The sequence below is a fragment of the Constantimarinum furrinae genome (assembly GCF_014295415.1).
GTDB classification, from domain to species: Bacteria; Bacteroidota; Bacteroidia; order Flavobacteriales; family Flavobacteriaceae; genus Constantimarinum; species Constantimarinum furrinae.
The window spans coordinates 635089-649483 of the sequence record NZ_CP052909.1 but is presented as its reverse complement, the minus strand read 5'-3'; the positions used below and the strand labels follow the sequence as shown (position 1 = coordinate 649483).

Here is a 14395-nt window from a genome sequence, read left to right as displayed (position 1 = left end):
GAATTAATTTGTTATTCTAAATTCATGAAAGCCGGTTTTATATTCCTTATACTATTTTTATTGTTCGGTACTAGCACGGCACAGACTTATATTGGCGAGATATTCTACAGAGACTCGTATCACTATCTAAAAATTAACTGTACTGAAAAAATCTGCGAGGTTTCGCTGCCATATCTGGATGGGGATAAATTATATCAAATTGATAAATCGGCGGTTCTTAAAGGCGACTGGTTCTTGGAAAGAGGTGTAGCAACCTGGAATTTTTCAACAGTTACAAATAACAATACACTATTAGGTGTGCTTCATACACAAGGAGGCAGTGAGGAGATACTATTATGGGAACAATTGGAAAGTCCTACAAAACAGGAAACACTTCAATATACTGGGGTTTACAGTGATTCCCGGGAAAGAAGAGCAATTCTCTATAAAGCAGGGGAGAGTTTTCTTGGGATGTCTCCTTTTAGCGAACGAACAAAATCGCTAAAACGAATAGGCACTAACACATTCTGGACTGCTTCCGGGGAACGTTGGACATTTGAAAAACAGGATTCAGATAACTTTCAGCAAGTTACAATTTCAGATCGTTTCGGGAATACCAATACTTTAAACAGAATACCGCCAATAACGGTTGAAGAATTATGGATCCCCGTGGCAAATGATACCTTGTACGCCAAACTGTTTTTGCCGCCTTCCGAAGTAAAGACTCCTGCATGTCTGGTCCTGCCCGGAGGAGGTGCGACGGGCATGGATAATTACGAATACGAAGCCCGTTTTTTTGCTGCCTACGGTATGGCAAGTCTTATTTTTGACAAATCGGGGAATGGAAAATCAAAAGGACCCGGGAATTTTCGGCTGCAAACCTTTGAAGAAAAAAACGAGCAGTATAAACAGCTTTTCAAATTCCTTCAGAATCATCCCAAGGTTGACCCTAAACAGGTAGGCGTTCACGGTCCTAGTGAAGGGGGTCGTTTGGCGATCATGATGGCTATGGATCTACAGGATATTGCATTTGTAAACGCAACCGCTGCCCCAATTATGACGATGCGGGAAGGTCAGTTATACGCCATGAGCAACTACCATCGAAATTTAGGTGTTACCGAGGAAGACAATATCGAAATTGGATTGCTCTGGAATGCGTATTACGGCAACATCATTGCCGGAACTATCGATCCTAACGTAATAGAAAAAGCAAACTCTTTCCGAAAAAAATACGAAAGGGGCTTCCTACCTCCCGATCTTCTCACTGTACCCGGAGCACCGAGAAGTGAGGATATCACTAACGACCGAATAGCTGCCGAAGCCAAAAATATTACCTGTCCGGTGCTATTACAATATGGTGAAAATGATGAACGGGTATACCCCACGAAAAGCATTCAGAATTTTTATGAAGCTGTAAAGGATAAGTCTTTGGTTAAAGTGATCATTTATAACAGATCAAATCACTCCTTTATGACTCCCGAGTACGAAATAAGTACAGGATACGCAGATGATAAAATTGCGTGGTTACGACAAATAGGAATATTAGAATATTAAATAAATACAAATGAAACAACTTACAAAAGCGGAGGAAGACATCATGCAGGTGCTGTGGGATCTTGGTGAGGGTAATGTAGCCGCAGTGATCGAGGAACTGCCCAAACCTAAACCGGCTTATAATACGGTTTCCACCATCATTCGAATACTCGAAAATAAAGGATTCGTGGATTACCGTAAAGAAGGCCGAGGCCATATTTATTTTCCCAAGGTCTTAAAGACCGAATACAGCAACGAATCTATAAACAAGCTTGTGGACGGTTATTTTCAGGGTTCATTTAAAAGTATGGTATCCTTCTTTATGAAAAAGAATGACCTAAGCATAGGCGAACTGGAATCTATTTTAAAAGAGGTCGATAAAAGTAAAAAGTCATGACACACTATATTTTGCAATTACTCGTATTTCAGTTGCTTTTTTTGGCAGTATACGACTTGTTTTTAAAGCGGGAAACATTCTTTAATGCAAATCGGCTTTATTTGGTACTCACACCTTTGCTCAGTTTTGTATTGCCGTTAATTAAGGTTCCGGCGTTTCAACGGGCCATTCCGGAAAATTTTATGGTCGAATTACCTGCGGTTTTCATTTCTGAAAAGACAAAAGAAATTTCTGCATCTGCTTCAGCTGTGGAAAATATCTTCAGTTTTCAATGGGAATATATCTGGTATCTAGGGATTGTTGTGGCTTCAGTGATATTTATGTATAAACTATTCAGAATACTGAAATTGAAGCGTTCGGGAGAACAGTTCAGGCTTGAGGATTTTGAAGTGGTTCAGTTACCCGGTACCGATGTGGCCTTTACCTTTTTAAACACGGTTTTTTTGGGTGCAGATCTTTCCGAAGCAAAAAAAGAGAGCATCCTTCAGCATGAAAAAATTCATATCGCCGAGCGACATTCACTCGATCTACTTTGGTTTGAATTGTTGCGAATCGTCTGCTGGTTTAATCCGCTTATTTATGTGTATCAGAAACGAATGGTCCTCCTTCAGGAATATATAGCAGATGCCAAGGTTGTCGCGCAAAAAGATAGATCGACCTACTATGAGGAATTGCTATCGCAGGTTTTTAACACCGATACCTTTTCCTTTGTCAATACATTTTTCAATCATTCATTAATCAAAAATCGAATCGTTATGTTACAAAAATCAAGATCAAAAAAGATCGTACAATTGCGTTACCTCCTTTTAATTCCGGTGGTAGGTGCCATGTTATTATATAGCTCTTGTTCTAATGAAGGCGCTGAAAGCAATACTGCTGGGGAAAGCAGCGACATTATTAGGAATATTGAGCAATTAAAGGAATCTATCGCCGCAAAGGGAAATGTAACTAAAGAAGAAGCGGCAGCTCTTGAAGAACTACGTCGTTTAACCGCCGAAGCAGGAGGAAAGGAGGTTCATTTTGAAGAAAAAGGCGATGGAGATGCAGTTCCGTTCTTTGCCATTCAAACCCCACCAACTTTTCCCGACTGTACCGGAGATGCCGAAGCTCTAAAAAAATGCATGGCAAAGAAAATCAATGCGTTAATAGGTAATGAATTCAATGTGAAATTGGCCAACGAAAAGAACCTTTCGGGCAGACAGAAGATCGCGGTTCAGTTTAAAATTGATAAAAACGGCGAGGTGGTCGATATTCGCGCACGGGCAGCCCATGCTTCCCTGGAAGCTGAAGCCATTAGGGTGATCTCAAAAATACCAAAAATGATACCCGGAGAACATGAAGGGAAAAAAGTATCTGTGATCTATTCGGTCCCTATTGTTTTTGAAATAGAAGAATGATCAAGAATCGCCAATAGAGTAAAAGCCGAAGTTTAAATCACTTCGGCTTTTTGTATGCCAATCGTTTCATTCGGTTTAAATTTGTACTTTTCGGCAGGTATGTTAATTAGAATGAAGAAATTCGGTTTTTTAGTCTTTATGGGGTTACTGGCGACATCATGTCAGTTTTTTGAAACTGAAAGGATCTCGACCGAAACTTTTTATGAAGAAGAGGTCAAAGCCATAAACTGGAAGGATGTAGATCAATACCCCACCTTTCCCGATTGTGAGGAAATGACAGAAAAAGCAGAACAGAAATACTGCTTCGAGCATACACTAACCGCACATTTATATCACACTCTTAGCCGTAGGAATATTACAGCCAGACAGGATCTTAACGATACCATAGAATTGGATTTTACCGTTGACAAAAGCGCTCAATTATTTATAACTAATATAGCGATTGACTCTCTTGTGATAGATCAATTTCCCGATTTGGAGAACTGGCTGTACTCCAGTGTAGATTCTCTGCAGCCTCTGGCACCAGCCTATAAACGCGGAATTCCGGTCAGAACGACCTTCAGATTGCCTATAGTGATCGCAACTACCGACCTATAAATTAAATTTATAACCCACAGTGAAATCAACCGGAAATTCGCCGTTGCTATCTACTCCAATTCCAACTATATCGTTGTAATTCAGAATTAAAAAGCCGTTGCCCAAGGCGATATCGGCACCCAGGCCAAAAGTGGCCGGAGCGCTAAGGTCACCTCCCGAACTACTCTCAAGCGTAACTTCATTGGTAACAGGGTCGATGACAACAAAATCTTCTCTTTTGGAGTAGGTATAGGCAACAAATTTAGTATTTACGAAAATATCGAAGGTTTGCTGCTTTACGAATTTAAAGCGGTAATTCAATGAAAACTGGGAAGCCGAATATTTATAATCTGAAGCCTGAAATGTTTGTTTAAATCGCACGACAACCGAATGACGTCGCAGTTTGACTTCATCGATCACTTCCAGATCGAGACCAGCTACAGGTAAAAGACTGTTGTTTGGATTCTCTGTAAAAATACTATTTGAAATACCTCCAAAAACTCCAAGTCTGGTTTTTAGTAATATGGAGGAAGTTTCATTATTAAAATTGGGATCTGCCTTTTTGTTGTATTCACTCACAAAACTCTTTAACCCGGCACGCGTGAGTTTTACATTGTCGGTACTCATCTGTTGGTCGGCAGTGAGGAGTTTTAGCGATTCCTTATATTCTTGCTGATACTGGCCATTCATACGGGAATTTTTTAATTCGGTGATGGCACTTCCTTTCTGAACAAAATAGCGATATTCACCGTCTATGGAATTCCATAACAGCGTAATTGGACCATCCACTTCGGTTTTAAGGGTATAGGATTGCCCGTCCACGGTATATTGCTTTTGAGCGTTTAACGGCGCCACAAAAAGTAGGAGCGCAAAGACACAAAATGAAAGTAGGGTTTTCATAAGGGCTTGATTTAGTTAGGTTAAAGGTAAAAAATTAATTCAATTTAGGTTTGTTTTTTAAAGGTTCTTCCCTTCCAACTGTATTTTCCCAACAAGCTGCCTATACCAGCAACTGTAGTGACAACAGGATAGATTAAAAAACTCATTAAAAATTCGCCGGCCAGATGTTCTCCCTTAAAGAAGTTACAGGCCTTATTCAAAAAAAGTGCATCTACGATGAATTTTAATAGAAAGTACAAGAGAAAAGCAAGCCACTTGTGTGGGGCAATGATAAATAATACGGGTAATAATAACAGATAGACATTTGTCGTAAATAATACTATGCCTATCACTACTGCGCGCCATTCCTTTTGTCCACCTATCTTGGATGCCCAACGAATTCTTTGAATAACCACGTCCCTCCAGGAATTTTCAGGACGCGTGCATACTATGGCATCTTCAGATTTTAAATACTGAATACTCTCAGGATATTGCTTCTTTAACTTCTGAAGTATAAAAACGTCATCTCCACTCGCAATATGGTCGTTCCCCGTGAAGCCATGTACCGCCTGAAACGCTTCCTTCTTATAGGCAAGATTTGCTCCGTTACAAAGTAAGGGGGCATCAAGTCCGAAACTACCCATGGCGGTTAGCTGCAGACTCCACCCGTCCAAACGTTGAAAATTGTGGAGGAGTGATTTATTCGATAAATAATCAACCGGGCCTGCTATCAAAACCCCGTTTGTAGTTTCAATATAATTGGAATATACTAACAACCACTGCGGAGGCACTATACAATCGGCATCTGTTGTGAGGATCCAATCTGAAGTTGACGCAATTATGGCAGCTCTAATAGCATCTTTCTTCGGCGATCCGGAATTGTGTTGGTTCGCGATGACGCTGAATTGAAGATTCGTGTGTGAAAGAGCTTCCGAAATGATGGCTGCAGAGTCGTCTGTAGAATCATCATCTACGAAGATCAGTTCAAAGAGATTGGAAGGATATTCCAATTTTATAAGAGATTTCAGAAGAAATGGTAATTGTTCGGCCTCATTTCTAAACGGAATGATTACACTAAACGCAATTTCAGGTTCTTTTCCTTCCGAGGAATATTCCGGCAGGGAATCGTTTCCTATCCACAACGGAATAATTACCAACAAATATGCAGCTAGAAATAAGGCTGTTAGAATGATCATGTACTAGTAGGTTTATAGGTTACAACGTAAAAACTGCCTAAAATTGCCGGAACGGCAAAATTAAGGATCCACATTACCATAACGGTCGAAAGCACGGTAAGGTCGGGGATGTTTAGAAGTGAGAACAACCAGACAGCGACTCCTCCGCGAACAATCACATCGAAAATAAAAAAAGACGGCACTACGGAAACCAGTAGATACATGCTAAAGAGCAACGGTATGGCTTGAGACATAGCGATATCGGCTTCAAAAAATCGCATCACTTTCAGAAACATATAACTGAAAATTAAATATCTGCAGAAAGAGAACAGGACTACTTTTAATTTTACTTCCAAAGGGAGATTCTTGATATATCGGGTAACTTTTGAAATTGACAGCCCTTTAATAAGCAATTCCTTTTCCTTAAAAAAATACCCTGCAATGCCAAGGATCAAGATCACCAAGCAAAACAGGAAGAGTTTAAAAGGCGCAATAGAAATTTCGAAACGGGAAATTAGCAGGCAAAGACCAACAATTCCTAAAATGAGTGTAATTAGCATTTGAGCGCCATTCGAAAAAAAATTGAGTGTCATAATCTTTTTACGATGTGAGGCTTCAAAAAATAGTGCCTTGGCTCCGTAGTCTCCAATTCGGTTGGGAGTAGGCAATGATACTGTAAGGGATGCCAGACTTTGCTTTGCAGCAGTTTTAAGAGAAATAGGTTCTACAACAGCTGCTACAGTCTTCCATTTCAGAATTTCGAAGGTCCAGTTCGCCAATGCTAATAAAAGAATAATGAACAGAGAAGGGAATGAGATCAGGCTTTTACTTAGAATTACAGCAAAGAAATCGGAAGCATTGATTGTTTCATCTCCCGAAAGTTTTTGGTAAATGTACATAAAGGTCACCGCCAGAATAAATACTTTTACGGCTGTAGTAAGATATTGTTTAGCTTTGTGTGAAAGCGAGATCATAAGAACGAATGTAGGAAAAGTTTTGCATTTTTGTGCGTTTTCGGCAATAGCGAAGTAATCCCAAACAATAATGAGTATCAACGAAAAGATCATTTTAGGAATTGACCCCGGAACCACTATCATGGGTTTCGGACTTATAAAAGTGGTTGGAAAGAAGATGCATTTTATGCAGCTTAATGAATTAAAACTTTCTAAATATGATGATCATTACGTTAGGTTGAAATATATTTTTGAGCGTACCATAGCGCTAATAGATCACCATCATCCCGATGAGATTGCCATAGAAGCACCTTTCTTTGGGAAGAATGTTCAATCGATGCTTAAGTTAGGAAGAGCACAGGGTGTGGCAATGGCGGCCGGACTTTCACGACAGATACCCATCACCGAATATTCTCCGAAGAAAATAAAGATGGCTATAACCGGAAATGGAAATGCGAGTAAAGAACAGGTTGCGAAAATGCTTCAGAGCTTACTTCAATTAAAGGAATTACCAAAAAATCTGGATAGTACCGACGGACTTGCGGCTGCGGTTTGTCATTTTTACAATGCCGGAAAGATCGACGCCGGGAAGAGCTATACGGGCTGGGATGCCTTTGTAAAACAGAATGAAGGTAGGGTGGATAAGTGATTAATTGAAGTCGGAAGTCAGAAGTCAGAAGTCGGAAGTCGGAAGTCGGAAGTCGGAAGAAGAGAGGTTGGAAAATGGAGTTGTGAACTTAATTTTATTCATAATAAAAAATGAAAAACCTTAGGTCTTGGATCTAGATTCTTTAATAGGAAGATAGATGCTCTGCGCTGTAGCTTCGGAGTATGAAACTGACCAAAGTCTAACGATCCATACCAAAAAACCATCGACCAAACACTAAATACTAAATCCTATTCTATTCATTGAGCGGTATCTATATTCATATTCCTTTCTGCAAACAGGCTTGTCATTACTGTGATTTCCATTTTTCTACGACCTTAAAGAACAAGGAAGCCTTGGTTGAGGCAATTTGTAAAGAGATCATCCTACGGAAAGATGAAGTGATCGATGTGGTGGAAACCATATACTTTGGTGGAGGAACACCCAGTTTATTATCTTCCAATGAAATTGACCTGCTTTTAAATACTGTCTTTGAAAACTTCAATGTTTCTGAATCCCCAGAGATCACACTTGAAGCTAATCCAGACGACTTAAACAATGACAGCATCCTAGATCTGGCTAAATCGGGGATCAACAGGTTGAGCATTGGCGTACAATCTTTTTTTGAAGTCGATCTCAACCTCATGAATCGCGCGCACAACGCTTCCGAAGCGAAGGAATGCATCCTACTTGCCGGTAAGCATTTCGATAATATAAGTATCGACCTGATCTATGGAATACCCGGCATGGATACTAACCGATGGGTACAGAACCTTCAGATGGCTTTTGATTTGAACGTTCCTCACCTTTCCTGCTATGCACTTACCGTGGAGCCTCGAACTGCACTCGAACAATTTATAAGAAAAGGGGTTGTCGCGCCCGTAGATGAAGAAATGGCTGCGCAGCATTTTTATAAACTGCTCGATATGACCGCCGCTGCCGGATATGAGAATTACGAGTTTTCAAATTTTGGTAAACCGGGTTATTATGCCAGAAACAATACAGCCTATTGGCAGGGTAAGCCTTATTTGGGTGTTGGTCCTTCGGCACACAGTTTCGATGTAAGGTCCCGTAGCTGGAATGTGAGCAATAACGCCAAGTATTTGGCTGCCATTAGACAGGGTATCCTACCTCTGGAGCGGGAGATACTTTCAGAAACCGACAAGTTTAACGAATATATTATGACGGGTTTACGCACCAAATGGGGGGTGTCACTTGAAAAGATCGAGGCTAATTTCGGAATAGAAAAAAAAGAATATTTGCTTCAACAGGCCAAACCACATCTTAATTCGGGGAAACTGAAGCTGGAAAATGATACACTTAGTGTTTCCTTAAAAGGAAAGTTTTTTTCTGATGGAATTGCAGCTGATTTATTCTTAGTAAATTTAGACTGAGCTAATTTGTAACTAATGCGTGCTAAAATCAAAATACAAGACCAAACGATAGCGGTGGATCTCTCCAAACCTCTGGATATTTCAATTCCGTTGAGTGATACCAATGACAATCCGTTGGCATGGTATCTGGAAAAACCACTTATTGAGCCGGTAACCATAGGCGATTGGGTGGGCAAGGTTAGTCTTGGCGCCGATGTAAATTTTAACACCATTATTTTTAATCCGCATGCCCATGGAACACATACCGAATGTGTGGGGCATATTTCTTCGGAAGTATACTCGGTAAATGAATCGCTCAAAAGCTTTTTCTTTTTGGCCGAAGTGATCACCCTGGAACCGGAAATGGAGGATGAAGACCGGGTAATTTCAGAAAAACAGATCGCAGCCGCACTTAATGGGAAGAACCCTGAAGCTTTAGTGATAAGAACGCTTCCTAACGGAGAAGAAAAAAGATCCCGGAATTTTAATAATACCAATTGGCCATATCTTTCTGAAGCAGCGGCTAAATTCATACATGACAATGGCATCGATCATATTCTAATCGATCTGCCTTCGGTAGACCGTGAAAAGGATGGGGGACAATTGTTGGCACACAAGGCCTTTTGGAATTATCCTGAAGCGCCCAGAATGCACGCCACCATCACGGAATTTATTTTTGTGGACGATCATATTAAGGACGGGAGCTATCTCCTTAATTTACAGATCGCACCTTTTTGCAACGATGCCAGTCCCAGTAAACCTGTATTATATAAAATTGAATAAATGAAAACCTCTCTAAAGATTGAAGAGCTTGCAATGTTCGTATTTGGAATCGTATTATTTTCTGAAACCAACTATGCATGGTGGTTATTTCCACTATTACTCTTAACACCGGATATTGGAATGTTAGGGTATTTTATAAATAAAAGAATGGGTGCCTTCACCTATAACCTCCTCCATCACAAAGCAATCGCCCTTGCCGTGCTGGTTTTGGGATATTTTTTGGCTCTTAACACCGTTATACTGGCAGGAATAATCTTGTTTTCACATGCGGCAATGGATAGGGTCTTTGGCTACGGACTTAAATATCCTACAGGATTTAAACATACCCACTTAGGTACTATTGGAGAATAATTTGAACGTATGAGTAAAACAGCAACTCTGCTTTTATATGTATTGTTTTTGCAAGTGTTCTACTGTGCAACGGCGCAGGATTATCAACATGTAGATGCCGTTATTCAGCTGTATCCCGAACGTTTCGATACTCCTGAAGATCTTTCTAGATTTATTTCCCGCGATTTTGAAACAGATGACGACAAAGTAAGGGCCATGTACAGCTGGATGATAAAGAATATCGCCTACGATCCCGATGAGTATAAGATGTTTAACTTTAAGTTTAAAAATTACAGAGAGCGCAATCAGAAAGAAGAAAAAACACGGAAATCCATCATAGAGAGAACACTTCAAAAAGGAGTTGCGGTGTGTGAAGGTTATGCGATGCTGCTGGAGCGACTGTGTGAATTGCAGGGGATTCCCAATTATCTGGTTCGCGGGGATATTAAAACAAATTTTGATGATATTGGCCGTCCTTTTCGAACGGTTCACATGTGGAATGTGATCGTGATCGACGGAAGGTCATTTCTTTTTGATGCCACCTGGGGAGCCGGAAAATATCGGGATAAATTTATAAAGGAACCCAACTATTTCTATTATAAAACTCCACCGGAATTACTGATTAAAAACCACTATCCGGCACAATATGAGGATGCTTTGTTAAATGAACAGCTTTCCAGAGAACTCTTTGCAGCCTGGCCGCTTATTCTTGTTGACCAAATGCCCTTGGATGCCATAGAAACACCGGCTTCGGGAATCATAGATTCTCAAGCTGTTATGGGTGATATAATGTTTAGTCTTAAGATCCCGATAACGACTCAAATTTCGTATTCATATGGGTTTGAAAAAATGGTTGTTTCTTCCGAAGAAATAAATGGAATGACCACCTTTAAGGTGCCACTGGAACTCGGTCAGCGACAACTACTTATTTATTTTGACGATAAACCGGCATTGGGTTATAAAATAAAATAATATGAATATTGAACAGTTTCGCGACTATTGTTTGTCAAAGAAAGGAGTGACCGAATCGTTTCCCTTCGATGAAAAAACACTGGTTTTTAAAGTAATGGGAAAGATGTTTGCACTAACCGGGCTAGAGCATATCCCGGCCAGAGTGAATTTAAAATGTGACCCCGAACGATCCATAGAACTACGCGAACAGTATCACGAACTCATCACGCCCGGCTATCATATGAGTAAATTGTTGTGGAATACGGTTGTGATCGACGCTAATGTACCCCATGAACTTATACTTGAATTGATCGATCATTCTTATGAATTGGTGGTGGAAGGTCTTACCAAAAAACTAAAAGCCGAACTTGCGGCAATGGAATAAACCGATGTGGTTTTTATTTTCCTGAAAAACTAAGCTTCACGCAAGATCTTCTCCATTTTACGACCCTTCGCTAATTCATCCACCAACTTATCTAAATAGCGAACTTGTTGGGTTAACGCATTATCGATATCTTCAATTCTGTATCCGCAGATCACCCCCTTGATGAGATGGGCATTGGGATGTAGCTTTGCATCGCGAAAGAACTCCTCGAAAGTGACTTTTTCTTTAATGAGTGCCTCAATTTTTTTATCGTCATAGTCTGTTAGCCATTCTATGACCCGATGTAATTCCTCTTTAGTTCTTCCTTTCTTTTCAACCTTGGTTAGGTAATGCGGATAGACCGACGCAAAGGTCAATTTTGCCATACGCTCATTATGCTCACTTGTCACCTTCATACACTTTCTATTTTACGGATTATTTTATTATTTGAGCCGTTCTAATTTGCCCTTTCTTTTCACTATATTTTTATAGTCCCATTGAATGTCCCGGGATTTATTGAGCCACCGTTCTAATTTCCCCTCGTCGATTTCTGAAACTGATGTGTAGAAAACAGAAGCATCCTTGAATTTTTTACCTTTTACTATGAGGTCATCTTCCCCGAAATCGGCTCCACTCCAAAACATTAACCGAATACCGTCCTTTTGCTTGCTGTATCCTACTATGGGATTTTCGTCTAAAAACCATACCGGATGAGCATGCCATATCTTGGAATCTGCTTCTCCTAAAAGATGGTCAATTTGCACGGCAAGCGCATTGCAGATCTTTTTATCTTCCAATTCCATGTTGTCGTTATAGGCTTGAATTTCGGCGTTCATTTGAATTATGTTTTTTAGTTTTTCAGCATTTTTTATCCGCAGGACATATCGGCAACGATCTTCCACTCGCCGTCTATCTTTTTAAAGATGATCATAAAAATTCCATTAGCATCACCTACAGAACGTTTCAGAAAATATTCCCCCATGACCCAATAGCTGTTATTCTCTATTTTAGAAATGTCGTGTAACTTAAAGCTTAACGTACCGGAGTACTCTTTGGTTGGATACCCTTTTTTATAGTTCGCAAGCGTTTGTTCCCAGCCGTAGGTTATTCCCGAACTTCCGTAAAATTTTAATGAATCACTTTTCCAGTATCCTTGCATAAATCCCTCCAGATCGTTTTGAGACCAGGCTTTTTCCTGAGTTTTCATAACCTCCAGTATGGCTTTTCGGTCTTCAGTAAGTGAATTTTGAGCTGTAGCTACATGAACAGTGGACAACAAAAATAATAGGAGCAGGAGATGTTTCATAATTCCAAATTTTGGTTTTTAAAGATAACGGGTTTTATAATGAATTAGAAATAATTCTATTAACTTTCAGCTTCAATTCCTGAAGATGGTCGACGTCACTATTGTTACCGCAAAGCCCTATTTTGAAGCTGCACACATCACTCCATATATCCAGAATATTTTGGATGAATACGAGCTTTTAAGAGGAGCTCTCGAGAAAAAGGGATTGTCGGTTACCCGAATTCCCTGGGATGACCCAAATTATGCCTGGAGAAATACCAAAGCTGTGGTGTTTAGAACGGTTTGGGATTATTTTCATAGATACGATGAATTTGGTCCGTGGATGGAAAAGGTATCGACACAAACACAACTCATTAATCCGTTATCACTCATACGATGGAATGTAGATAAACAATATCTAGAAGACCTTCAGCAACAAGGCATTCCTATAGTTCCGACTGTCTTTGTAAAAAAAGGTGCTTTTCGCTCTTTAACCGAAATTGCCAGAACACAACAATGGAAGACGATCGTGATCAAGCCCAATATAGGGGGTGGAGCCTACCTTACGTATAAAATTATGGCCGATGAACTTGCCGAAAATGAGGCGTTGTTTCGTAAGCTCGTGAGAGAAAGAGATATGTTGGTGCAAGAGTATCAGGAGACTATCACCAGTATGGGAGAGTCGTCATTAATGGTTTTTAACGGAACCTATACGCATGCCATTGTTAAGCGAGCGAAAGAAGGGGACTATAGAGTTCAAGATGATTATGACGGAACGGTACATCACTATGATCCTTCTCCCGATGAAATTTCACTTGCCGAAAAGGTTTTTGGGTGTTGTGAGATCCTTCCGGCTTACGGTCGCGCAGATTTTATATGGGACGCCCAAGGAAATCCGATGCTTTCTGAACTGGAAATTTTTGAACCCGAATTATGGATACGGAATTATCCTCCTGCAGCAGATAATTTTGCTGAAGGTATTGTACGAATGATGAAGGATCGTTAAGTATTATTCTGAATTGTTCTCGGCGGATGGCAAGAATTCCTGAAAGATCAGATTGGGATCGGGACAACGTTCTTTCCAGAGTTCAATTTCTGAAGGAAAGGCGACGCCATTATAGTTTTCGGTTTCGTTGAGAAGTTCGGTAATGAGCTGAAAATGTAAATGAGGTAACCAATTTCCATTTTCTGAAGCGTCTCCTATAAACCCGATACGATCTCCCTGAAGGATGATCTTATTTACCCTTGAAAGTTCCAGTGAAGCCCTTGAAAGATGACCATAAAGGGTGTAGAATCGATTTTGACCTACTCGATGTTCCAGAATTAAAGTTGGACCGTAATCCTTGTGAAAGTTGTTATCATGAGAAATGACCACTCTACCGTCGTATGGCGTGTAAATCGGAGTTTGCGCCGGTACCCAGAAATCGGTGCCCAGATGAATATTCCGATATTCGATACCCTCAGGAGTCTGTCGCTCGTAGGCTTTGGTGTTGTAAAAGGAACGCTGCTCCAAATAACCGTTGGCAAACAGGGCGTCGGGATGCAGATGTTCGAGGTCTTTTAGCCGATGGGCTGCTTTTTCAAGATCTTCATGCTGCGGATCATCTTCAAAGAATTTTCCTGAAGCACTCATATTGGGTGCAATGATCTCGGTAAAAGATAGCGTAGGAAACATTTTTCTTATCGAAACCTGATTCTGTATCGCCCATTCTCTAAAGCCCATAGGATCTTTGATTGGTTACATTGAGTGTTTGGGTTGTTGTTGGAAGTCGGA

Annotated in this window: 18 protein-coding genes; 11 read left to right on the top strand and 7 right to left on the bottom strand. The window is 40.3% G+C overall.

Annotated elements, in window-relative coordinates; translation table 11 throughout:
• Positions 1 to 24: 24 nt before the first annotated feature.
• From ALE3EI_RS03045 to ALE3EI_RS03030, 4 genes are all read left to right on the top strand, one after another.
• Entirely contained in the window at positions 25 to 1533 is a 1509-nt protein-coding gene (locus ALE3EI_RS03045) for an alpha/beta hydrolase (protein WP_186990722.1), read from the top strand.
• 10 nt (positions 1534 to 1543) lie between these two features.
• Entirely contained in the window at positions 1544 to 1909 is a 366-nt protein-coding gene (locus ALE3EI_RS03040) for a BlaI/MecI/CopY family transcriptional regulator (protein ID WP_186990720.1), read from the top strand.
• A complete protein-coding gene (locus tag ALE3EI_RS03035; RefSeq protein ID WP_186990718.1) occupies positions 1906 to 3306 on the top strand; it encodes a M56 family metallopeptidase in 1401 nt (466 codons plus the stop codon). Before ALE3EI_RS03040 ends, ALE3EI_RS03035 begins: the two co-directional genes overlap by 4 nt.
• Positions 3307 to 3417: 111 nt before the next feature.
• The gene (locus ALE3EI_RS03030; RefSeq protein WP_186990716.1) at positions 3418 to 3903 is read left to right on the top strand and encodes a hypothetical protein; all 486 of its coding nucleotides are present in this window, start codon (positions 3418 to 3420) and stop codon (positions 3901 to 3903) included.
• On the opposite strand, the gene ALE3EI_RS03025 is transcribed toward ALE3EI_RS03030, so the two are convergent.
• Genes ALE3EI_RS03025 through ALE3EI_RS03015 form a run of 3 tightly spaced genes read right to left on the bottom strand, consistent with a single transcriptional unit; the run spans position 3898 to position 6910 of the window.
• Complete coding sequence (locus ALE3EI_RS03025) at positions 3898 to 4782, bottom strand: hypothetical protein (protein WP_186990714.1); 885 nt, start codon at positions 4780 to 4782, stop codon at positions 3898 to 3900. The genes ALE3EI_RS03030 and ALE3EI_RS03025 overlap by 6 nt on opposite strands.
• A 44-nt stretch (positions 4783 to 4826) precedes the next feature.
• Positions 4827 to 5957 carry a glycosyltransferase gene (locus ALE3EI_RS03020; protein ID WP_186990712.1) on the bottom strand — a complete coding sequence of 377 codons (1131 nt, stop codon included), beginning with the start codon at positions 5955 to 5957 and terminating at the stop codon, positions 4827 to 4829.
• A complete protein-coding gene (locus tag ALE3EI_RS03015) occupies positions 5954 to 6910 on the bottom strand; it encodes a hypothetical protein (RefSeq protein WP_186990710.1) in 957 nt (318 codons plus the stop codon). Before ALE3EI_RS03015 ends, ALE3EI_RS03020 begins: the two co-directional genes overlap by 4 nt.
• Positions 6911 to 6980: 70 nt before the next feature.
• Here ALE3EI_RS03015 and ruvC point away from each other — a divergent pair, with 70 nt between their 5' ends.
• The 6 genes from ruvC (at position 6981) to ALE3EI_RS02985 (ending at position 11357) form a co-directional block, all read left to right on the top strand.
• Positions 6981 to 7538: a crossover junction endodeoxyribonuclease RuvC gene (gene ruvC, locus ALE3EI_RS03010; protein WP_186990708.1), complete on the top strand. Its 558-nt coding sequence runs from the start codon at positions 6981 to 6983 to the stop codon at positions 7536 to 7538.
• Positions 7539 to 7798: 260 nt separating this feature from the next.
• Complete coding sequence (gene hemW / locus ALE3EI_RS03005) at positions 7799 to 8929, top strand: radical SAM family heme chaperone HemW (RefSeq protein ID WP_186990706.1); 1131 nt, start codon at positions 7799 to 7801, stop codon at positions 8927 to 8929.
• Positions 8930 to 8944: 15 nt separating this feature from the next.
• Complete coding sequence (locus ALE3EI_RS03000; RefSeq protein WP_186990704.1) at positions 8945 to 9691, top strand: cyclase family protein; 747 nt, start codon at positions 8945 to 8947, stop codon at positions 9689 to 9691.
• Complete coding sequence (locus ALE3EI_RS02995) at positions 9692 to 10042, top strand: DUF4260 domain-containing protein (RefSeq protein WP_186990701.1); 351 nt, start codon at positions 9692 to 9694, stop codon at positions 10040 to 10042.
• A 9-nt stretch (positions 10043 to 10051) separates the two neighbouring features.
• The gene (locus ALE3EI_RS02990) at positions 10052 to 10993 is read left to right on the top strand and encodes a transglutaminase domain-containing protein (RefSeq protein WP_186990699.1); all 942 of its coding nucleotides are present in this window, start codon (positions 10052 to 10054) and stop codon (positions 10991 to 10993) included.
• Between the two features lies 1 nt (position 10994).
• Positions 10995 to 11357, top strand: coding sequence for an MmcQ/YjbR family DNA-binding protein (locus tag ALE3EI_RS02985; protein ID WP_186990697.1), 363 nt, complete (start codon positions 10995 to 10997; stop codon positions 11355 to 11357).
• 29 nt (positions 11358 to 11386) lie between these two features.
• On the opposite strand, the gene ALE3EI_RS02980 is transcribed toward ALE3EI_RS02985, so the two are convergent.
• From ALE3EI_RS02980 to ALE3EI_RS02970, 3 genes are read right to left on the bottom strand one after another with little or no spacing between them, the layout of a single operon-like run.
• A complete protein-coding gene (locus tag ALE3EI_RS02980) occupies positions 11387 to 11752 on the bottom strand; it encodes a DUF2200 domain-containing protein (RefSeq protein WP_186990695.1) in 366 nt (121 codons plus the stop codon).
• Positions 11753 to 11779: 27 nt separating this feature from the next.
• Positions 11780 to 12172, bottom strand: a complete 393-nt coding sequence (locus ALE3EI_RS02975; protein ID WP_186990693.1) for a DUF1801 domain-containing protein — start codon at positions 12170 to 12172, stop codon at positions 11780 to 11782.
• A 32-nt stretch (positions 12173 to 12204) separates the two neighbouring features.
• Positions 12205 to 12642 (bottom strand): YybH family protein, encoded by a 438-nt coding sequence (locus tag ALE3EI_RS02970; protein WP_186990691.1) that lies wholly within the window; start codon positions 12640 to 12642, stop codon positions 12205 to 12207.
• 85 nt (positions 12643 to 12727) lie between these two features.
• Here ALE3EI_RS02970 and ALE3EI_RS02965 point away from each other — a divergent pair, with 85 nt between their 5' ends.
• Entirely contained in the window at positions 12728 to 13627 is a 900-nt protein-coding gene (locus tag ALE3EI_RS02965; protein ID WP_186990689.1) for an ATP-grasp domain-containing protein, read from the top strand.
• 3 nt (positions 13628 to 13630) lie between these two features.
• Here the strand turns inward: ALE3EI_RS02965 and ALE3EI_RS02960 are convergent, their stop codons facing one another.
• The gene (locus ALE3EI_RS02960; protein WP_186990687.1) at positions 13631 to 14344 is read right to left on the bottom strand and encodes a peptidoglycan DD-metalloendopeptidase family protein; all 714 of its coding nucleotides are present in this window, start codon (positions 14342 to 14344) and stop codon (positions 13631 to 13633) included.
• Positions 14345 to 14395: the final 51 nt, after the last annotated feature.